Origin of the sequence: Paraburkholderia sp. Clong3 (assembly GCF_050436485.1) — a bacterium.
Taxonomy (GTDB): Bacteria; Pseudomonadota; Gammaproteobacteria; order Burkholderiales; family Burkholderiaceae; genus Paraburkholderia; species Paraburkholderia tuberum.
Genome location: NZ_JBNDMH010000003.1, coordinates 552,854 through 574,510, shown reverse-complemented (window position 1 = coordinate 574,510; position 21,657 = coordinate 552,854). Strand labels below are relative to the sequence as shown.

Below are 21,657 nucleotides of genomic sequence, written 5' to 3'. Positions count from 1 at the left end.
CGCCGTGCACACGGTTCCGTCACGCTTGCGTCCTGCCGCGCATCGCGCCAGTTGCTCACGTGCGAGTAGAGTCAGGCAAACGTGCGTTGCGCTTGCGGCTCTCGCGCGAACCCAGCACCGCGCGGATGCGTTCGAACGCCTCCTTTTGCGCGGCGTCGGGCGCGGTGTTCAACACGCGCTCGTCGCTCGCCAGCTTGTCGAGCAGTTGTAGAAAGCGCTCGCGGTCCTCGCTGTGGGAAAGCAGCTTCGGCAGCGTGGCTATCGCCTCGTCCGGTTCGAAGCTGACGATGATTTCCTGCTCGCCCCGGATCCGCCGCCAGTGATCGGGGCTGATGTCGGGCAGGTACTCCGCGCAACTTTCGGCGATCTCCTTGCGCATCTCCAGGCGCGCGAGCGGCAACGACCCGCCCTTGCGCGACAACAGATAGGCCGCGCGCGCGAGCGCCTCCGTGTAGCCGCCGTCGCCGATCGCCTGCAACGCCGTGCGCACGAACGGCAGCTCGCGCGGATCGATCGCGCCGGCTTGCGCGGCCACGCCATCGGCGGCCGGCTTGCTCAGATACGTCGCATACAGATTCGCGTACACGCTGAAGAAGCTGGCCTCGGTCCCCGCGTCGCGCATCGCGCGGTAAAAGTCCAGCGACGCGCTGATCATTTGCGAGCCGTTGCGTTCGAGCTTGCTCCACGGGTTATCGGCGGCGGCCCGCTGGCGATTCTCACGAACCGACTGCGCGGCCGCCGGCAGCCAGCCAAGCCACGGGTTCATCGCGGACACGGCCCAGCGCTGCCAGCGCAGCGGATGAAACTGGCGCAGCAGGCGGGCGCTCGTTTCGTTCGACATCGCCTGCACGAACGGCTGCGCGAGCAGTTCATACATGCGCTGATTCAGATTGGACACCGCGGCGACCGCTTCGAACGGCTTTTCGTCGATGCGGCCGAAGCGGTTGTAACGCGCGGAAATCTCCTCGAGCCGCCGCTCATGAAATTCGACCTCGTATTCGATCTCCCCGGCCGCGTTCCTGGCCTCGTTGATGGTCATGCCGTAGAGTCCCGGCGGAAAGGTTTCGATGGTCTCGAGCACGGACATGATCTGCTTGTGCTCCTTCTTCGCGACTTTCCCGGACACGAAAATGCCCAGATGCCCGATGTTCTGGTGCGTCAGACCGACGATCACCTGGCCGCGCGCCTTGATCTCCTCGGTGCTGCCGTACAGGTCCGCGACCCAGTTGAACGCCTGTTGAGGCGGCCTGATGTTGTCCCCCATCGACGCGAACAGGATGATCGGCGAGCGGATTTCACGCAGATCGAAAGCCTGGCCGCTGCTATTCGTCACTCCGCCCGACCACAGCTTGTTGCCGACGAACAGGTTGCGCGTGATCCATTCGATCTCCTCGCGATTCATCAGGTAGTAGCTGCCCCACCAGCGCTCGAATTCCAGAAAGCGTGGCGGCTCGGTATCGACGTTCGAGAACAGGTGGTAGTACTTGTCCCAGAACGTGTTGGCCGGGTTCAGGTTTTCGAAGTTCTCCACCAGATACGCGCCGTCGAACTTGCCGTTGCCGAGATCCGCCGCGTACGACGCGACCCACGCGCCGCCCAGCATGCCGCCCGCGTAACGCATCGGGTTGTCGCCCTCGCCTTCGCTCCAGGCCGCGCTCCAGTACGACATCGGCGCACCGTTGATGACGATCGGGCCGGTCTCCTCGGGGTCGGAGCTGGCGAGCATCATCGCCGCCCAGCCGCCCTGGCAATTGCCGATGATCGCGGGCTTCGGACTGTCGGGATGCAGCGCGCGCACCTTGCGCACGAATAGCTGCTCGGCGTTGCACACGTCGAGCAGGGTCTGACCGGGCTCGGGGTCGCGAAAGAACACCACGAAGTAGACGGGATAGCCCGCGCGCAGCGCGATGCCCGCCTGCGAATCGTCCTTGAAGCCGCCAATGCCGGGGCCGTGCCCCGCGCGCGGATCGATGATCAGATACGGGCGTTTGCGCACGTCCACGCCCACGCCTTCGAGCGGACGAAGTTGCAGCAGCGCATAGTTGACCGGCCGCTCGAACGTGCGGCCGTCCAGCACCATGTCGTACTCGAAATGCAGCACGGGCGTGGGACCGCTGACGCTGCGTTCGACGAACTCGTTGCCGCGCCGGTACAGCGTGTCCCAGAACAGCAGCGAGCGCTGCGCGGCATCTACCGTGTATTGCCACGCACTGAGCGGATCGAACGGCGCGGGCATCGCGCTTGCGGTCGGGGCGCCATCGTGATCGAGCCCCAGCGTTTCGGTGACCCGTTCACTCAGATGCCGCTGGGCGATTTGCGTGCGCTTCTGCAGCACGTGGGTGATTTTCGAGGCAATGTCCTGGCTTTGTGACAACAGCGTTTCAGCGTCCATCGGAAGACTCCTGAAAGGTGCGCGTCACGATCGGTGCCGAGGCACGCGCCGTGCATCGATTGAATCGTGGAGTTGACCCAGAGCTCTAGCAATCGGACCAAGGTCTTATTATGCGCGCGACCCGGTGCAGCGCACGGGTTCGGGCGCGGCGCGTGTGGACGTGACGCAGCGCGACGTCTCATTGAACGGGGTTCGCCTGCACCGCTGCGGCGATATCGCGGCTCACCGAGGCGAGCGCGCGATCGTAGGCGGCGATGATCGGCTCGAATCCGGGACCGGACACGCTCTCGCGCGCAACCGAGCGGCCGGTGACGGCGCGGACCTTGCCGGGCGGCCGCACGGTCCACAGCACATCGACGGTGACGTCGCGCCCCGGCACGGACTCGAAGCGCATCACGTCGATCCGCACGCGCCAGACGACGGACGGATCGCGTACCGCATCGAATACCGAAATCTGCTGCGAGTTCAGGAGCGCGCCGAGATCGGCCGCGATCACGCGGCCGATGTCGCCACTGAGCGGCTGCGCCCAGCGGTCGAATTCGTTGACCGCGACCTCGTTGTTAGCGATCCGCGTGACGATCTGCGGCCGGTCCACGATCTCGGGTATCGTGACCGGACCGATCACCGCCGTAATCGGCCGGCTCGCGCCGGTGCTGCTCAACGAATCGTCCGGGCTCAGCGTGTAGAAGTTCGTCGCCGGCGACTTGCAGGCGCCGAGCAGAGCGCCGGCGAGCACGAGCATCAGGCCGGCCGCGAAGCGGCTTATAAAGCGGCGCATCGCATCTGTCATGGCTTCTTGTCCTCGGACTTGCCGCGCACGAGCGATTCCGGATGCTGCGCCAGATAGTCGGCCAGCGTGCGCAGCGAGGCAGCGGTGCGAGTCAATTCACGCATTGCGTCCTCCGTCGATTGCTGCAGCGACGAGTCGGGCTGCAGCGCGGCATTCGCGGAATCGAGCGTCGATTGCGCGGACAGCAGCGTGTCGCGCGCTTTCGGCACGACCTGCGTGTTGAGCTGCCCGAGCATCGCGTTGGTGGTGCGCAGCGTCGAGCGCGCGTCCTTGCCGATATCCTCGAACGGTATGTTGTTGATCTTGGCGAGCAGTCGCGTGACCGATTCCTGCAGCGATTGCAGCGTGCGCGGAATCGCGGGCATTTCGGGCGGCGTCTTGCTCCAGTCGATCGACGCCTTCGGCGCGTCGGGGAAATAGTCGAGCGCGAGATACTGCTGGCCGGTCAGCAGATTGCCGGTTCTCAGCTGGAAGCGGAAGCCGTGCTCGACCAGATAGTTCGCGAGACCGCGCGGGTCGTCGGTGAGGTGTCCGCCGGCGCCGTCGTTCTGATAGCGCGACGTGAACCGCTCCGGATAGATATTGATCTCGACCGGACTGCTGAAGCGGCGGGTGTCCGGATCGAAGCGCGTGTAGAGCGCCGTCACTTCGCCGATTTCGACGCCGCGGAAATCGACCGGCGCGCCAACTGTCAGACCGCGCACCGAATCCGTGAAGTTCACCACGTATTTGACGACGATGCGATCGTGCATCTTCATCGCGTCGGCGCGCGTGGTGTACAGCTCGAACCGGGTGCTGGTATCGGCGCTCGTCTCTACCTGTGAATCGGGCGGCGATTCGAACGCGATCCCGCCGATGATGATCGACACGATCGACTGCGTTTCGACGCGCAAGCCGCTGCTGTCGAACGCCATATCGACACCGCTGGCGTGCCAGAAGCGCGTGTCGGTTCTGACGAAGCGGTCATACGGCGCGTTGACGAACACCTTCACCGTGACGCCGCGGCCGTCGGGGTCCAACTGGTACGACGCGACCTGGCCCACCTGAATTCTGCGGAAAAACACGGGCGTACCCACGTCGAGCGAGCCGAGTCCCGTGCCGTGCAACGTGTACTCGTGCCCCGGCACGTCGCTCGCGATCACGGGGGGCTCCTCGAGGCCGACGAAACTGCGGCGCGCTTTTGGCGAATTGCCGACGTCGACGTCAATATACGAGCCCGACAGCAGCGTGCCGAGCCCCGACACCGTACCGCCCGAAATGCGCGGACGCACGACCCAGAAGCGCGTGTTGTCGACGAGCAGGTCCGACACGTCGCGCGTCACCTCGGCCTTGGCCACCACGCGCTTGTGGTCCGGCGTCAGCGAGACCGCTTCGACCACACCGATATCGACGTCCTTGAACTTGAGCTTGGTCTTGCCTGCTTCGAGACCGTCGCCGGTCTTGAAGCTGATGCTGATCTGCTCGCCGCGCTCCATCACCGCCTTCACCGCCAGCCAACCGCCGATCAGGATCGCCACGATCGGCACGAGCCAGACCAGTTGCATCCGCCAGCGCGAGCGCGGCACCGGCTCCGCGGCGGGCAGCTCGGGCTCTTCAGTCGGAGTGGACACGTTCCGTCTCCAAAGCGTCCCACATCAGGCGCGGATCGAACGCCATCGAGGCCAGCAAGGTCAGCACGACGACCGCGCCGAACGCGATCGCCGCCGGCCCCGCCTTGATCGTCGCCAGCGCCTGGAACTGCACCAGCGCGACCAGCATCGTGATCACGTAGATGTCGAGCATCGACCAGCGACCGATCAGCTCGATCAGGCGATAGATCCGCGTGCGCTGCCCGGGCAGCCATTGCCAACGAAGCTGCGTCGACAGCGCGAGATACCCGATGCCGAGAATCTTCAGCATCGGCACGACGATGCTCGCGATGAACACGAGCAGCGCAAGCGGCCAGGAGCCCGATACCCACAGATAGACCACTCCGCTCATGATCGTGTCCTTCTGCGTGCCGAACAGCGAACTCGTGTCCATCACGGGCAGCACGTTGGCCGGAATGTAGAGCACCATCGCGGCCACCAGATACGCCCACGTGCGCGACAGGCTCGCGGGCTTGCGCTGGTGCAACGACGCCTTGCAGCGCGGACAGACGTGCTTGACCGCGCCGCTGGGCTGCTTGAGCAGCAGGCCGCATTCTTCGCACAGCACGAGCCCGTAGGCAGACGCCGTGATGGCATTGCGGCGCACGCGGATCGGCGGCAACTGCCACGCCTGCGCGCCACGCGCTGCCATGATGCGCGCCCACACCTCATGCGGATCGAAGGTCGCCGCCGCGGCCGCGAGCAGCAGCATCAGCGCGATGAACGACCACAGCGCGGTGCCCGGCACCACCTTGGCGATGTGCGCGAGCTTGACCAGCGCGACCAGCAAGCCGAGGATCAGCACCTCGGTCATGCCCCACGGCCGCGCGAGCTGAAACAGACGAAAGCACTCGGCCGGCCGCCACGGCACGCGCCCGAAGCGCAGCGGCAGCAGCAGCCACAGCATCGCCGCGGTTTGCAGCACCGGCGTGACGATCGTCGTCAGGCCGACCAGCAAGGCGAGCGGCCACGAGCCGTGGCTGTACAGCATGCGCACCGAACCCGCGAGCGTCGTCTGCACGACATGGCCGTTCAGCGACAGACCGACGATCGGAAACACGTTCGAGATCACGAGCAGCACCGCGGACGCGCACGAGAATGCGAGCGCATACTCCGGCCCGTTCGAGCGTCCGCGCCTCAACTCCGCGCGGCAACGCCGGCAGCGCAACGCATTGCCGGCGGCGGGCGGCGCGCCGAGCTGAAGCAGGTCGCACTCTTCGCACGCAATCAGCTCGTTACCCGTCATCTCGCCTCCACTGCACCCGACGTTCCAGCCGGCGCGGGCGCGTTCTGCGAGACCGGCGCCATCGCCGGCGAGTTTTGCGGCGCGGGCGGCGGCGCCGTCAGTTTTTCCGCCTCGGCCACCCAGCCACCGCCCGTCGCCTTGTAGAGCGTGACATACGAGGCCAGCACCGCGCCTTGAGTTTGCGCATAGTTCAGTTGCGCGTTGAACAGGCTGCGCTCCGCATCGAGCACTTCGATGTAGCTCGTATAGCCGCCTTCGTAGCGCTGCCGCGCGAGGTGCGCATAGGTGTGCAGCGCCTCGACCTGGAGGTTTTGCGCATCGAGTGCCTGATGCGTCTTCTGCACGGAGATGAGCGCGTCCTCGACCTCCTGGAACGCGACCTGGATCGCCTTTTCGTACGAGTACAGCGATTCCTGCTGGCGCGCTTCGGCCTGGTGCACCTGGCCGGTGATGTTGCCCGCCGTGAAGATCGGCTGCGTGACGCTGCCGGCAAACGACCACACGCGCGCCGGGCCGGTGAACAGATTCGAGAACTGCGCGCTGACCGAACCGAACAGCCCGGTCAGCGAAATCGACGGGAAGTACAGCGCGCGCGCCGCCCCGATCAGCGCGTTTTGCGCGACCAGCGTCTGCTCGGCCTCCAGCAGGTCGGGACGGCGTTCGAGCAGATCGGACGGCAGCCCCTCGGGAATCGGCGGCGTGCCCATCTGCGACAGCTCGCGGCCGCGCAGTATCGCGCCGGGATTCCTGCCGATCAACACCGACAACGCGTCTTCCTGCTGGGCGATCTGCGCTTCGAGCTGCGGAATCGTGACTTGCGCGGCTTGATACTCCGACTGGCTTTGCGCGAGTTCCATCTGCGAGACCTCGCCGTAGCGGAAGCGCGCCTCGAACACGCGCACCGATTCCGCGCGGCTTTGCACGGTCTCCTTCGCGATCACCAGCTGCCGGTCCAGACTGCGCAGATTGATGTAGGCCGACGCGACCGAGCTCACCAGCGTCAGAATCGTGGCGCGGCGGCCCTCTTCGCTTGCGAGCAGATTCGCGCGTGCCGCCTCGGTTTCCCGGCGCACCTTGCCGAACAGATCGACTTCCCAGGACACCGCCAGCGTCGCGTCGAACTGGTTGTAGACGGGGCTCACGCCCTTCGGCACCGGCACGCCTTCGTCCTGCGAGACCCGTTGACGCGACGCGTCGGCGCCTGCCGAAAGCTGCGGGAACAGCCCGGAGCGCGTGGTCACGAACTGCCCGCGAAACTCGTCGACGCGCGCGGCCGCGACCTTCACGTCGCGATTGTCCTGCAGCGCGGCGGCGATCAGCTGATCGAGCACCGGGTCCTGAAACTGCTCCCACCACACGGGGTTGGCGATGCCCGCGGCCTCGCCCTGGGCGAAACGATAAGTGGCCGGCACGTCGACCGCCGGGCGCTGGTAGTTGGGGCCTAGCAGGCATCCGCTCAGCGCGAGCAGCATGACGGATGCGAGCAAACGCGCCGGTGCCGTGCCGTGCATGTCATTCACCTGCCTGCGGCGCGGACGGCGCCTCGCTCGACGCACCGGGCCCCGGCACCGCCGAGGGTTCGCGTCCTGCGCCGCCGCTGGGCTCCACGCCCGGCGTCGGCTTTTTGCCTCCCTTCGAGCGCGACGACATGGTTTCGAGCAGGTAATAAAACATCGGGATGAAGAATACGGCGATCGCCGTCGCGCCCAACATGCCGCCGATCACACCGGTGCCGATCGAATGACGGCTGTTGGCCGACGCGCCCGTCGCGATCGCGAGCGGCACGCAGCCGAGAATGAATGCGAGCGAGGTCATCACGATCGGGCGCAGCCGTTCTTCCGCCGCGGTCATCGTCGCGTCGAACACCGAGGCGCCGCTCTCGCGATTGAGCACCGCGAATTCGAAGATCAGGATCGCGTTCTTCGCGGCGAGCGCGACCAGCATCGTCAGCCCGATCTGGAAGTAGACGTCGTTGGACAGGCCGCGCAGCATGATCGCGAGCAACGCGCCGAACAGCGCGAACGGCACCGCCATCAGCACACCGACCGGCAGCGACCACTTCTCGTACTGCGCGGCGAGGATCAGGAACACCATCACGAGACCGAACACGAACACCAGCCCGGACGTGCCGCCCGACTGCCGTTCCTCGAATGCTTCGCCGCTCCATGCCACGTCGTAGCCTTCCGGCATCTGCGCGGCGATCTGTTCCAGCGTCGAGATCACCTGTCCGGAGCTGTAGCCCGGCGCGGCATTCGCCGTGACCTTGATGGCCGGGAAATTATTGAATCGCGTGACGAGGTCCGGGCCCGTCGTAAAGCGATAGCTTGCCACCGACTTGATCGGCACCATCGTGCCGTTCGTGCTGCGCACGAAGATCTGATCGAGATCAGTAGGCTTCAGGCGATACCGCGGGTCCGCCTGCAGGATCACCTGCCACAGCCGGCTCGAGCGGTTGAACTGCGATACGTACAGCGAGCCGAACATCGTCTGCATCGAGCTATAGACGTCTTCGATCGGCACGCCGAGCGTCTCCGACTTGTCGCGATCCACGTCGACCAGCAGTTGCCGCGACGCCGCATTGAAGGTCATCGTGACGCCGGTGAGCTCCTTGCGCGCCCGCGCTTTCTGCACGAACTGGTCGGCCACGCCCGCGAGCTGTGCGATGGAAGCATCCCCCTTGCTCTGAATCCACACCTCCGTGCCGCCTGTCGTGCCGAGCCCCGGAATCGACGGCGGGTTGACCGGCAGAATAATGCCCTCCTGGACGTTCGCGAAGTGGCGATACGCGTCGAGCAGCACCTGGCGCGCGTTCTGCGTCGCGCGGTTGGCGCGCGTATAGCGTTCGTCGAAGCTCTTCAGACCGACGAAGAAGGTGCCGGCATTGTTCTTGTTCTGGCTGTCGAGCAGGCTGAAACCATCGACCGTGGTGATGCTGCCGACCGCCTCCTGTTTCATGAAATAGTCAGTGATGACTTGCGACACCTGGCCGGTGCGGTCGAGGCTAGCCGCGTCCGGCATGATGACCGCGCCGAGCAGATAACCCTGGTCTTCAGGCGGCAGGAACGCCGACGGAATCGAGCGCACCATCAGCACCGCCAGCACGATCATCGCCGCGAAGAACACGAGCCCCATGACAAAGCGCTTGATGATGAGCTTGACCGCGCGTGTATAGCCCGACGTCATGCGGGCGAACTGATTGTCGAACCAGCGGAAAAAGCCCTTCTTCTCGTGGTGCGTGCTTTTCAGCAGCAACGCGGCGAGCGCCGGTGACAAGGTCAGTGCGACGATGCCGGACAGCACCACCGAAATCGCGATCGTGATCGCGAACTGCTTGTACATCTGGCCGGTGATGCCGCCGAGAAACGCGACCGGCACGAACACCGCGCACAGCACCAGCACGATCGCCACGACCGGGCCGGCGACTTCGTCCATCGCCTTCTTCGAGGCGTCTTTCGGTGACAGCTTGTACACCGTCATGTTGCGCTCGACGTTCTCGATCACGACGATCGCGTCGTCGACGACGATACCGATCGCGAGCACCATGCCGAACAAGGTCAGCATGTTGATCGAAAAGCCGAGCAGCAGCATGAACATGCAGGTGCCGACGATCGACACCGGCACCGCGATGATCGGAATCAGCGTCGCACGCAGGCTTTGCAGGAATACGAACACGACGATCACGACGAGCACCAGCGCTTCGAAGAACGTATGGATCACGTCCGAGATCGACGCTCGCGTGAACTCGGTCGTGTCCATCGCGATTTCGTAAGTCATGCCTTCCGGAAACGACTTCTTCAGTTCCGCGAGTGTCGTGCGCACCTGCTTCGCCACGTCGAGCGCGTTGGCGCCCGGCTGCTGATACACGGCGAGCACGGTGGCCGGCTTGCCCTGGAAGCGGCTGCGAATCGAGTAGTCTTTCTGGCCGAGCTCGGCGCGGCCGATGTCCTTGAGCCGCACGATCGCCGCGCCGCCGCTCGCGGCGCGCACGATGATGTTGTCGAACTGCGAAGGCTCGGCGAGGCGCCCCGTGGTCGTGACCGCGAACGATTGCTGGACCGCTCCGCTGGTCGGCGACTGTCCGATACTGCCCACCGCGAACTGCTGGTTCTGGTTCGCGACGACCCGTTGCACGTCGGCGGCCGTCACGCCCAGCTGCGCCATCCGGTCGGGCTTCAGCCAGATCCGCATCGCGTAGTCTGGCGTGCCGAAGATACTCGACTGGTTCGCGCCCGGAATCCGCTTGATCGCGTCAAGCACGTAGATGTTCGTAAAGTTCGCGATATACGTCGAATCGTAGCGGTTGGTGGGCGAATAGATCGCGATCACCATCATGAACGCCTGTGACTTTTTCTGTACCTGAATGCCCTGCGCCTGTACCGATTGCGGCAGCTGCGGCAGCGCGAGATTCACGCGGTTCTGCACGTCGACCTGGGCCAGTTCGGGGTTCGTGCCGATCTGGAAGTACACGTTGAGCGTCATACTGCCGGTCGACGAACTGGACGAGTTCATGTAGATCATGTTGTCCGCGCCATTGACCTGCTGCTCGATCGGCGCGGCGACGTTGTTCGCGACGACCTCGGCGCTGGCGCCCGGATAGGTGGCGGACACCGTGATTTGCGGCGGCGTGATGTCGGGGTACTGCGCGACCGGCAGCGAGAACATCGCCAATGCGCCGCCGAGCGTGATGACGATCGAAATGACTGACGCGAAAATCGGCCGATCGATGCAGTAGCGCGAAATGTTCATGGCGACTGCCCCGTCACTCGGCGGCGGGCGCTGCCGCGGCGCCTTGCGATGCAGCCGTCGCCACCGCCGCCTGGCTTTTCCCGCCGGCCGCCAGGGTTTTGATGATTTTCAGCTGCGAATCCGCGGTAACGCGCAGCGCGCCGTCCACGACGATGCGCTCGCCCGCCTTGAGTCCGTCGGTAACAAACCAGTTATCGCCCTGCCAGTCGCCGACCTCGACGACGCGCTGATGCGCCTTCGAGTCGCTATCGACGACCCACACGAAGTGGCTCTTCGCGCCCTGCAACACCGCGCGCTGCGGCACGAGCGTCGCATTGGGCCGGATCGCACCGGAAACGCGGGCCCGCACGAACTGGCCGGGGCGCAACGTGCCCTGCGGGTTTTGGAAGGTCGCGCGCACGAGGAAGGTTCCCGTTTCGGTACTGAACGCCGGGTTCGCGAAGTCGATCTGACCTTGCTCGGCATAGGGCGAGCCGTCGGCGAGAATCAGATGCACGGAGAAATCGTTGTGCGCGGGAAATCGCAGAAGTCCTGCCGCAATGTCATCCCGGTACTTCAGCATTTCGTTCTCGGAGATGCTGAAGTTCACCCACATCGGATCGAGCTGGTACACGTAGGTCAGCAAACCGTTCGTGGTCGCCGTCACGTAGCTGCCATCCTGCAGACGCGCGAAACTCGCCAGGCCGTTCAGCGGCGACTTGATCGTCGTGTAGCTGAGGTTCAGCAGCGCGGTGTCGACTTCACCCTGGGCGGCGATCACGGCGGCGGCGCTTTGCTTCTCGTTGCCGACCGCGTCGTCGAGATCCTTCTTGCTCAACGCGTTCTGCGCCGCCAACGGCACCACGCGCGCGAGATTGGCCTTGGCGACTTCGAGACGCGCCTCCTGCTGGGCCAGTTGCCCTTTCGCGGTCCGCAGCGCCGCCTCGAACGGCTTGCGGTCCATCTGGAACATCGTTTGTCCCGCCTTGACCAACGCGCCTTCGGTGTACATGCGCTTGTCGAGGAAGCCGTCCACCCGCGCGCGGATCTCGACTTCACGCGAACTCTGCGTTTGCGCCGTAAATTCGAAGTCGACCGGCGTGTCCTGCTGCGTCACCGTCATCACGGTCACTTCCGGCGCGGCGACGACCGGCGGCGGTGGCGCCTTCTTGCACGACGCGAGCAACGTGAGCAGCGTCAGCGCCGCGACGACGGCGAGCAATGGGAGAGCGCCGCGAGAATGTGGCCGCGGCGAGGCCAGGGACACGGGTACGGTTTTCATCGCGCACTCCGCCTGATCACAAAGGCGTGCAGTTGCCGAACAGCACGAAGGCATCGTTTCTGTTCGCGATCGTCAGCGTCATCTCGCCGTCCGTCGAATCGACGACCAGCGTCCAGCCAAAGCCCATCTCATTGCCGAGGATCAGGAGCTGATCCGCGTCCTTGGTGACCGACAGCATCGGCGTCGTGCGCGCGGGACCGACGACCGCGCGTTTGTCGAAATCGAGAGTCAGGAATTTCGGCAGACCGAGATCCGCGGGCAACGCGCGCGTGCAGGCGATGCCGGGATCGCAGGCGTGCGCGTCGATCGTCGCGCAGATCAGCCGCTTGCTGCCGTCGAAGTCCGCCGCGCCCACCTGCATCGCAGCGGTACCGAGAAGAATCGCGAGACAAACCGAAATTGATTTCATCACGTGCGCTCCCGCTTTTATCCTTGAACGCTGCCGCACTCCGCGCGGCGCATCGCACGCGCAAAGGCACGCACGCGCCGCAACCTGTCCGGTTTCGAATTCGGTGCGGCGCAGCCGGTGTTCGGTTCGACGCGTTGACTGAGTTCAGTTTGGTGGTCCGAAGAAACGGCGACAATCGGACCTTGGTCTCATATCATCCGGCGCGAAGACGCGCGTTCAGGGTGTCGGCGGACCACCGATGGCCACCTCGACCGCCTTGAACAGAATCGCGCTGGTGAAAGGCTTGCGCAGATACGCGGCCGCGCCGGCCGCGAGCGCGGTCTGGCGGACGGAGAGATCGTCATAGGCGGTAATCACGATGACCGGCACGCCCATTTGCGCGAGCTGACGCTGGACTTCCAGGCCGTTGGTTCCCGGCATCTGGACGTCCAGAATCACGCAGGCAGGCCGATACGACGGAATTGCCACAAGCGCATTCAAGAACTCGTCACCGCTGCAAAACGTCTCCGCCCTGATACCTTCGGAATGCAGCAAACGCTTGATGGCTCGGCACACCGACTCGTCATCGTCGACCACCGCAACGAATTGGTTAGGGTTGACCATATGACAGCGCGAACGCGCAGTCGCTCCGGAAAGTGGACCACTGATGCCTTAGCGTACTGGTTGAAACCCCAATGAGATATAAGACTTTGGTCCACTAGCGGTATCGGCCAGCGCCGCTGAAAGTGGCGGCGCAACGCGGGAGTCGGCGCCTGGTTCGGGCGATTATTCTTCGTCGGCCGTACAAACGCCGCCCTTTCGCACCAGATGAACGAGGTCGACGATCGATCGGGCCTTCATCTTCTCCATCACGCGGGCCCGATGAATCTTGATCGTTTTTTCGGCCGCGCCCAGATCGCTCGCAACCTGTTTGTTCAGGCGGCCAGTCACGACGAGTTCCATGACTTCGCGTTCGCGGCGGGTCAGATGCCTCATCCGCTCTTCTATTTCCTCGCGTTCGTGGCGCCGCCTGCTTTCCACACACGCGCGCGCGAGCGCGCCGATCCACCGCGGCGAGCAACAGCGAGTCGCGCACCGGCTTGGGCAGAAAGTCGACCGCTCCGCCTTTCATCGCGTCGACGCTCGAGCCGATGTCGCCGTGCCCGGTCAGGAATACGATCGGCAGCAGCTGATCGAGCTTGCGCTGCACTTCGAGTCCCGTCATGCCCGGCATCTGCAGGTCGAGAACGAGGCAGGCTGGCATGCTCGTCAGATCGGCTCGTTCGAGAAAAGCCTCAGGACTGTCGAAGCATTCGACCTGGTAGCCGGAGGCGCGCAGCAAGCGGGCGAGCGCGCTGCGCACGCTGTCGTCGTCGTCGACGATGAAGACGCGAGTGTTGGTCTGGTTCATGATGATCGGGGCACGAGTCTCTGTCGGATATCGGTCGCGACGGGAAGCGTGACGTGAAACGATGCCCCTTTGCCCTCGTTGTTTTCCGCCCACAGCCGGCCGCGGTGCGCCGTGACGATCGTGCGGCTGATCGAAAGACCCAGTCCGAGCCCCTGCGGTTTGGTGGTGAAAAATGGCCGGAAAATCCTTTCCATGCTGTCGACGTCGAGGCCCTGGCCGCGATCTTTTACCGTTATCCGTATCAGTCCGTCCGCTTCCTCACGCGCTGTCGTTTCGACGAGGCGGTCCGCGGCAGGGCAATCCTTGACCGCGTCGAAAGCGTTGAGCAGCAGGTTCAGGATCACCTGCTGAAGCTGAACCTTGTCGCCGCAAATCAGCGCCAGATTCTTCGGAATGTCGAAGCTCGTGCGCACGCTGCGCGTCAACGCATCGCTGTGCACGAGCGTCGCGATGTCGCGCACGACGTTGCCGACGTCCAGCAACTGCAACTCGATATCGCCTTTGCGTACCAGCGCGCGGATCTTCTGCAGCACGTCGTTCGCGCGGCAATTGTCGGCCACGATGTCTTCGAGCGCTTCGCGCAGCTCCACTACGTTGGTCGTCTCCGCATCCATGAATTTGCGTGCGGCTTGCGCGTTGAACAGGATCGCGGTAAGCGGCTGCTTCAACTCGTGCGCGAGCGATCCGGCGAGTTCGCCCAATGAAGAAACGCGCGCGAGATGCGCGAGATCCCTCGTATTTCCATCGACTTCGCCGCACGCACTGCAATCCGATATCGCGGTGATCCGCAATTCCTGATCGTGCACGCGGCATCGCGTGGTTTCCGCCTCCGCGTGAAAGCCGCCCCCATCGCGCCGCCGCGCGATCAGAATCTGCGTGGTCGTGACGCCGGGGATTTGTATCTTCGCGCCACGCTTGCCTGAGGCCGACCGATCGGCATTGATGCCATCGATCGGAAACAGCTTGGCGGTCGGCGCGCCGATCAGCTCTTCCCTCGTGTAGCCGAACAGTTGCGCCGCCCGCGTGTTCGCGAAGATGATCTGGTCCCGCTGATCGACCGTGACGATCGGAACCGGCAACATTTCGAGCGTCTCGCACAGCGGCATTCTCGCTTCGAGCATGCGCCGCGTGCTGCTGTCGCCTTCGCCTCGCAGCCACGACGCGCAAGCGGCGACACAGCGCCGCCATGCCGGCAACGCGTACGGCGGCTCGTGGGTATCGCGGGTATCGTGGGTACTCTGTCGGCTCGACACGCCGGAGATACTGCGAGCGCGCTGAAACCGGTGATGCCTGGGTGAAGACTGTCTGGAAGGGTCGCGCCCGGACAGTGGAGCACCGTCGTTGCGCGTAGCGTCGATCTGTGACGGGCCGCTTTGACCCATGTGGCGCGGTTGCGCGTTCAGCGCCGTGAGAATTCCCGCTACCCCGATCGCCAGGTGTCTGCCACGCACGATCAGATTAATCATTGGCACCTCCGGGTCCAGTGCGAACGGATTCCGTACAACTGCGACGTCTTTATCTTTGGGCTTCGAACCACATAATTGACTTCACAATCGATACTTCGCACGTCGGGTGGCTGGAAGTCAGTATAGGCTATCCAGAATCACTTACCGAAGGGTTACCTTAATTTATGCCGCTTACTCGGGAAACTACTCAATAGTGTTCTGCGTTGTCCGCCATCAATCGGAAAATGCCGACAGAGTTTGTTAGGCAGTTAATTATTGCCGGGCGGGGCAGTGTCCGTGCCGTCCGTTTGCACGCACAGGAAAGTTAGCAAACTGGCAACGTCGCCGTACGAGCCGCAATGTTCCCCTGCGCCGTGACGGATTTGCACTAGCCCATGAAGCCCGGCGAGATAGCGCTTTCAGATGAAAACTTCCAACCGTAAAGCTTTCATGCATCGCGAATCGCAGAGTCAGCGGGTATACCCAACGCTAATTCTCCAATTTAATTAATTGGTCGGCGATAGGTTTTTTTGAAGCAAGTCAACGCTTTTATCGCCCGCTATTCCAGTGCGAATCATTTTCATTCATCGACCACAAAAAATAAAATTATGCCAGGCAGATGACTAAACGCAGCGCCGCGGCGAGAAGGCGTGTTTCGGCTTCGTCTTTTCTACCGGTATTGAATAAACAGGACGGTCAGTGCAGATTACAGGCAGCGTGGCTGCGAGTCGCGAGCGCATCTGGCTCGCAGCATTTCGTGGGAACAACGGGAGGGATGATAGGGAGGCTTGGCGAGGTGAGTCCGCCAAAAAACTATCCACTGCGCGTCACCGTGCCAAGGCACGCGTAGCGTGTCGCGCGGCCTGGCTGTAGCGAAACCGCGCAACACGCGATAGACGCGCCACCGTGTGACAGCGCCATGACGATTCGATCGAATGCCGCTGCTTGCCGCGCCCTGTTACAGATTCATGCGCGTAACCTTGGTGCCGGCCAGCGACAGGTCTGCCATTAGGCCCGTATTTGTCAAGACCATCGCGACGACCTCGGCGGTCGCCGACGAGGTATCGACCGCGCCGGTAGCGCCGACCTTCAGCAGTGAAACCGAAGCATCGGCGCCCACCGACCAGCCCTTCGCGTTGCGGAATTTCTCGAGCGAATCTTTCGTCATGAACAGGAAGAACACGGCGGTCGACTGCGCGCCGGCCTGCAATCCGAACGATGCCGCGGCGGTACTGTAATAGCCGACCGTCGCTCCGCCGACGCGCAATGCCCCTTCGCCGTACTCGCCACCGACGATGAACGCCGCCTTCTTCACCGAAGGAAACACCAGCACGCCCTGCGCCTTCGATACCAGTTCGTGCGAGCCTTGCACCGTCTCGAACAATTTCGACAGCGCACCGTTCACGGCCGCGTCGATCTCCTGCCGTTTGGCGGCGTCGGTAGTGGCGCTCTCGCCACTGCCTCCGGTCGTCGTGCAACCCGCCAAAGCCAGACTCGCGGCCATGGATGTAAGCGCGAGCGTGTGCACAAAGTTCCGTCTGTTCACTATCGACTCCGTTCTGGTTACGATCCGAGTCGCCAGTCCTGATGGCTGGAAGCCTCGATCTTTTTTCTCCGCCGTGAAGCGGCATAGCCGCCCAAGGAACCATCAATGCCATCGCCGCGCGTCGATTTTCTTCGGTATCCGGATGCGACGACTACAACGCTTGCAGATACATGATGTCACGCTGAAACCGCTGCGGAATCGGACCTTGGTCTTACAGGAAGCGCGGTGTCGATGATGAATGAAACGCGAAGCCAGCGAAGCTGATTGGCGGGGCCGACCTCGATCATCCGCCGAGCGCGATGATCGCCACGGTCAGCAGGACGCCGACCGCCGCCATCGCAAGGCCGGCCTGCCAGCCGCGAAATCCCGCGTAATGCCCCAGCGCCATGCCGCTGCCGAATAACATCGCGATGGTCAAGACACGGGAGACGATCAGCGCCGTCGGAACGTTCGCGAACAGCACGAAGGGCAACGCGACCGGGAATGTTGCGGCTACTACGAGCACAAAGATAGCCGCGGCGGCGGTGAAATCGTCGCGCACGAATACTGCCCGCTGCGGCAGATCCGGCCGCGCCGCAACACGCCTGCGGATGGACTCGAGCTCCGTATCGCCGATCAACGGTCTGAGCCACGCGGCCATTGCGTCGTGAAGCGTCCGAACGCCCGCGGCCGCATTCGGCTGGCTTCGCACGGAATGCGCAAGCGTCACACGCCTGCCGCGAGCCACCAGCGTACGCACGAGGAACATCACCGCGTCCGCGAGGCCCCATGCGAGATTGCAGCCGAGCGCGGTGTAGAACATCTTGTGCCCCGCGTCGGCACCCGCGCCGACGGCCGAGACGGTGCCGACGAACGTCAGCGCCATGAAGAGGCCGAAACATAACTCGCACACTCGATCGACGACATCGAGAACCGGCTCCCTATCGCCGAAGTTTTCCTGCTCCGTGTGACCCGTGGCATCCATGAGGCCTCCCGTGGCGATGACGTGAACCGGACCCGCCCGTTGCTGGCATACGGATGAGGCGCGACGAGGACAGTCGGATCGGGCAGGCGCGAGCGGACGCCCGCAGCATACAGCGCGCCCCGTACCGGCGATATTGGACCAAGGTCGTATGGCCCTGCTTCGCGTCGCGCTCTACCGTGGGAATGGATCATTGCGTAGTACGCTGGAACAGTCCGCGCTGGGGAGAAGAGAATGGCCAAAACGAAGTCGGACAACGAGCAGCCCGAGCAAGACAGGGCGCTGTCGTACAAGGAATATCGCAAGGCGCTTTTCGATCTGCATGTCGAGCTGGTCAAGCTGCAGGAATGGGTCGTGCAAACGGGAAGCAAGGTCTGCGTCGTCTTCGAGGGACGTGACGGCGCGGGCAAAGGCGGCACGATCAAGGCGATGACCGAGCGCGTCAGTCCGCGCGTCTTCCGCGTCGTTGCATTGCCCGCGCCTAGCGAACGTGAAAAAAGCCAGATGTATATGCAGCGCTACGTGCCGCACTTGCCGGCCGCGGGCGAGATCGTCATTTTCGACCGCAGCTGGTACAACCGCGCGGGCGTCGAGCGCGTGATGGGTTTCTGCTCCGAGGAGGACGTGCAGACGTTCTTCAAGGCCGTGCCGCTCGTCGAGCGGGCGATCGTCGAATCCGGGGTCCTCCTCCTCAAGTACTGGCTCGAGGTCAGCCCCGAGGAACAGACCCGACGTCTCGAGGCACGCATCCACGACGGTCGCAAGATCTGGAAACTGACCGAGATGGACCTGAAATCCTATAGCCGATGGTATGACTACTCGCGTACCCGCGATGAGATGCTCGCGGCGTCGGACACCGACTATGCTTCGTGGTTCATAGCGAATTCAAACGACAAGCGGCGCGCGCGACTGAACATCATCAGCGACATGCTTCAGAGGATTCCGTACAAGCAGCCTGCCCGCAAGAAGGTCTCGCTGCCGAAACGGCAAAAGCCCGACGGATACAAGGAACCAGACTATCCGTTTAAATACGTGGCCGAGCGGTATTGATCAGGCAGGTGTTGCTCAAGCTGACTTTCAAACGTACGGCAGCGTTGCCTCGCACCCGGCTTCAACGAGGCTGCGGCGATAAGCGAAGGCCGCGAGCGGGTAGTCGAAGAAGAAGCGGCCCGTCTCCCGCTTCTCCACATAGAACGTTTCCGCCTCGCATTGCGGCGTCGCAATTCGCAGCGTGCGCGCCCATGCGAACGCCAGCAGCATCCAGCCAAGCATCGCGAGATAGTCGTCCGCGACCCGGTATGCCGTCTCCGGGTCTTGCGCGTGGCGTGCCTTGATCGACCGTGTCGTGCTCTCCACTGTCTGTGCGAGCTCTGCGAGCTTCGCGCCGGCGGCACGAACCGGCGGATCGGACTCCTGACACAGCCGCGCGCGAACGGATCAGGCCGACATCGCTGCCGGCCTGGGGCTCGGTCAGACACATCGTCGATAGCCGCTCACCACTCGCGACTTTCGGCAGCAATGCCTGTTTCACGCGTTCGCTGCCATACGTCTGCAAGCATGCCGTCGCGCCGTGCGTGAGCCCGGGCGACATCAACCATGCATGGTTGGCGCCCGCGAGCATTTCCTGAAGCGCGACGTCGAGAAGCTGCGGCAGGCCCTGTCCGCCGTGCCCGGTGTCGAGCGATAATGTCGGCCAACCCGCTTCGACGAATTCCGCGTAGGACTCGCGAAAGCCCGCGGGCGTCGTCACCTTGCCCGCGTCGAAACGACATCCTTCGAGATCGGCGCTCGCGTTGAGCGGCGCGATGCGCTCCTCGACGAAACGCGCCGCTTCCTCGAGCACCTGCTGCGCGGTCTGCGAGTCGAGGTCTTGCCAGTCGGGCACGTCGCGCCACCACGAAGTGGCGTCGAGCCACTCGTCCATCACGAAGCGCATATCGCGTAGCGGCGCCTGATAAGTCAACGTCATTTGTTCCTGTCCCTGGACTAGCTGCCTCTGCGCGCATGGATCACGGTCGCGTCGGCGGCGTCGGCTTCGTGCATTGCTTCCACGAGCGCGGCCCGGTGCTGGAGCACGGCGCGCTGATTGATCGAGCCTTTGTCGGTGATCTCGCCGAGGTCGAGCGACGGCGGCACGCTCAGCAGGTGCATGCGGGCAATGAACGAGGCACTGCCCGTCGCACTCCGATTCAGCCGCGCGACGAGTTCGCTGAAGAAGTCGCGCACGGCGGCCGTGTTGAGCACGTCCTCGGCGCTCGCATCGGCGGGCGAACCCGCCAACGAGCGACACGCGTCGAGGCGCGGAAAAATCATCGCGCCCACTTCGTCGCGATTCATCCCCGTAATGACGGCATCCTGAACGTAGGGCGCCCCTTCGCTGATGATGCGCGCGCGCATCGGCCCGACGCTGACGAACGTTCCCGACGCAAGCTTGAAGTCCTCCGCAATGCGGCCATCGAACATCAGGCCCAGTTCGGGACGTTGCGGGTCGACGAAACGCACGGCGTCTCCTGTGCGGTAGTAGCCTTCATCGTCGAACACGCTGCTCTGAAGCGCCGGCGATGCTCGCCAGTAACCGCCCATCACGTGAGGGCCGCGAAAGCGCGCTTCGAATTTGTCATCGACGGGCGCGACCTTGGCCTGGCACCCGGGCGGCGGCAAGCCGATATAGCCGGCGCACGATACCGGTCCCGTCGTGAACAGACACGACGGCGCGGTCTCGGTCATGCCGAGCCCGGCCATGATGCGGATGCGTTCTCCGCAATGTTCGAGCGTTACGCGCTCGAGACGCTCCCACGCCGCCTGCGACAGACCGGCGCCCGCGAAGAAATACATCTTCACGCGCGAGAAAAACCGCTCGCGCAGCGCCGCATCCTTTTCCAGCGCGATGGTCAGTTCTTCCCAACCCTTCGGCACGTTGAAGTAGATGGTCGGCGCGACCTCACGCAGATTGCGCAGCGTCTCGTCGAATTTGCCGGCCACGGGCTTGCCGTCATCGATATAGAGCGTGCCGCCGTTGTACAGCACGATGCCGACGTTGTGGCTGCCGCCGAACGTGTGATTCCACGGCAGCCAGTCGACGAGGACCGGCGGCTCGATGCCGAACTGCGGAAAGGTTTCGAGCAGCATCTGCTGGTTTGCGCCCAGCATGCGATGCGTCGTCGGCACGGCTTTCGGCAGGTTCGTCGAGCCGGACGTGAACAGGAACTTCGCAATCGAGTCGCCGTTCACGCGCGCGTTGGCAGCGTCGACGTCGCTTCCCAGCGCGGCATCGAGCGCCGCTGTGTATGCGCCGATATCGTCCGCGTAGACCAGACCCGGTTTGAGCAGTTCGAGGACATGGCGCAGCTTTCCGTAATCGCCCGACATCAACGAATAGGCCGGCGAAACGGGTGCGTAAGCGATACCCGCCCACATCGCGCCGAGTGCGAGTTGCATATGTTCGACGCTGTTGCCCGACAGGATCACCAACGGGCGTTCCGCGCTGAGATCTCGATCGAGCAGCGCCTGCCCGATCGCACGCGCGCGCTCGAGCATCTGCGCATACGTGATGCCCTGCCACGCGCCACCGGCATCGCGTCGTGCGACGAGCAGCCGGTCGGGATGCGCGCGTGCGCCGCTCAGCAGGCGGTCCGTAAAGCGCTCCGGAAACGGACCCAGAGGTTCAGGTGTCTCGAGGTACCAGCAGTCGCCGCGTTTCTCGATCCGCGCTGAAGGCGCTCCGACGGCGACGCTCCGGTATCCGGTCGCCAGAGAGCTTGCGTGGCTGTGCTCCGATTCCAAAACCTGTCTCCTGATTGTGCCATTTCATGCAAGGATGGGGTGGCCGCAATCGTTGCGGCC

At 63.9% G+C, this 21,657-nt stretch carries 15 protein-coding genes and 2 pseudogenes; 1 reads left to right on the top strand and 16 read right to left on the bottom strand.

Annotation, left to right across the window (positions count from 1 at the left end; all coding sequences use genetic code 11):
- Window positions 1-55: 55 nt before the first annotated feature.
- The 13 genes and pseudogenes from OKW30_RS26070 to OKW30_RS26010 all read right to left on the bottom strand — a co-directional run bounded on the left by OKW30_RS26070 (window position 56) and on the right by OKW30_RS26010 (window position 17,817).
- Window positions 56-2,392: a DUF3141 domain-containing protein gene (locus OKW30_RS26070; protein WP_429347999.1), complete on the bottom strand. Its 2,337-nt coding sequence runs from the start codon at window positions 2,390-2,392 to the stop codon at window positions 56-58.
- A gap of 178 nt (window positions 2,393-2,570) precedes the next feature.
- Entirely contained in the window at window positions 2,571-3,182 is a 612-nt protein-coding gene (locus OKW30_RS26065; protein ID WP_429347998.1) for a PqiC family protein, read from the bottom strand.
- Window positions 3,179-4,792, bottom strand: coding sequence for an intermembrane transport protein PqiB (locus tag OKW30_RS26060; protein WP_184064535.1), 1,614 nt, complete (start codon window positions 4,790-4,792; stop codon window positions 3,179-3,181). Before OKW30_RS26060 ends, OKW30_RS26065 begins: the two co-directional genes overlap by 4 nt.
- Window positions 4,776-6,056: a paraquat-inducible protein A gene (locus OKW30_RS26055; RefSeq protein WP_429347997.1), complete on the bottom strand. Its 1,281-nt coding sequence runs from the start codon at window positions 6,054-6,056 to the stop codon at window positions 4,776-4,778. The genes OKW30_RS26060 and OKW30_RS26055 overlap by 17 nt, the downstream gene beginning before the upstream one ends.
- A complete protein-coding gene (locus OKW30_RS26050) occupies window positions 6,053-7,567 on the bottom strand; it encodes an efflux transporter outer membrane subunit (RefSeq protein ID WP_184064526.1) in 1,515 nt (504 codons plus the stop codon). Before OKW30_RS26050 ends, OKW30_RS26055 begins: the two co-directional genes overlap by 4 nt.
- Window position 7,568: 1 nt before the next feature.
- Window positions 7,569-10,802 (bottom strand): efflux RND transporter permease subunit, encoded by a 3,234-nt coding sequence (locus OKW30_RS26045; RefSeq protein ID WP_184064523.1) that lies wholly within the window; start codon window positions 10,800-10,802, stop codon window positions 7,569-7,571.
- A 13-nt stretch (window positions 10,803-10,815) separates the two neighbouring features.
- On the bottom strand, window positions 10,816-12,063 hold the full coding sequence (locus OKW30_RS26040; protein WP_429347996.1) for an efflux RND transporter periplasmic adaptor subunit: 1,248 nt from the start codon (window positions 12,061-12,063) through the stop codon (window positions 10,816-10,818).
- 16 nt (window positions 12,064-12,079) lie between these two features.
- On the bottom strand, window positions 12,080-12,472 hold the full coding sequence (locus tag OKW30_RS26035) for a hypothetical protein (RefSeq protein ID WP_184064517.1): 393 nt from the start codon (window positions 12,470-12,472) through the stop codon (window positions 12,080-12,082).
- 216 nt (window positions 12,473-12,688) lie between these two features.
- On the bottom strand, window positions 12,689-13,075 hold the full coding sequence (locus OKW30_RS26030) for a response regulator transcription factor (protein ID WP_090808964.1): 387 nt from the start codon (window positions 13,073-13,075) through the stop codon (window positions 12,689-12,691).
- Between the two features lie 162 nt (window positions 13,076-13,237).
- Window positions 13,238-13,862, bottom strand: a pseudogene (locus OKW30_RS26025) (response regulator transcription factor).
- A complete protein-coding gene (locus OKW30_RS26020) occupies window positions 13,859-15,328 on the bottom strand; it encodes a PAS domain-containing sensor histidine kinase (RefSeq protein WP_429347995.1) in 1,470 nt (489 codons plus the stop codon). Before OKW30_RS26020 ends, OKW30_RS26025 begins: the two are co-directional and overlap by 4 nt.
- A gap of 937 nt (window positions 15,329-16,265) precedes the next feature.
- Complete coding sequence (locus OKW30_RS26015; protein ID WP_409340005.1) at window positions 16,266-16,853, bottom strand: BPSL1445 family SYLF domain-containing lipoprotein; 588 nt, start codon at window positions 16,851-16,853, stop codon at window positions 16,266-16,268.
- A gap of 283 nt (window positions 16,854-17,136) precedes the next feature.
- A complete protein-coding gene (locus OKW30_RS26010) occupies window positions 17,137-17,817 on the bottom strand; it encodes a hypothetical protein (protein ID WP_429347994.1) in 681 nt (226 codons plus the stop codon).
- 231 nt (window positions 17,818-18,048) lie between these two features.
- Between OKW30_RS26010 and ppk2 the strand changes: the two genes are divergently transcribed.
- On the top strand, window positions 18,049-18,864 hold the full coding sequence (ppk2, locus tag OKW30_RS26005) for a polyphosphate kinase 2 (protein ID WP_429347993.1): 816 nt from the start codon (window positions 18,049-18,051) through the stop codon (window positions 18,862-18,864).
- Window positions 18,865-18,891: 27 nt separating this feature from the next.
- Here the strand turns inward: ppk2 and OKW30_RS26000 are convergent, their stop codons facing one another.
- From OKW30_RS26000 to OKW30_RS25990, 3 genes and pseudogenes are all read right to left on the bottom strand, one after another.
- A complete protein-coding gene (locus tag OKW30_RS26000) occupies window positions 18,892-19,170 on the bottom strand; it encodes an acyl-CoA dehydrogenase C-terminal domain-containing protein (RefSeq protein WP_311539612.1) in 279 nt (92 codons plus the stop codon).
- Window positions 19,171-19,366: 196 nt separating this feature from the next.
- A pseudogene (locus OKW30_RS25995) lies at window positions 19,367-19,738 on the bottom strand (acyl-CoA dehydrogenase family protein); the annotation flags it as partial.
- Between the two features lie 62 nt (window positions 19,739-19,800).
- On the bottom strand, window positions 19,801-21,597 hold the full coding sequence (locus OKW30_RS25990; RefSeq protein WP_429347992.1) for a feruloyl-CoA synthase: 1,797 nt from the start codon (window positions 21,595-21,597) through the stop codon (window positions 19,801-19,803).
- Window positions 21,598-21,657: the final 60 nt, after the last annotated feature.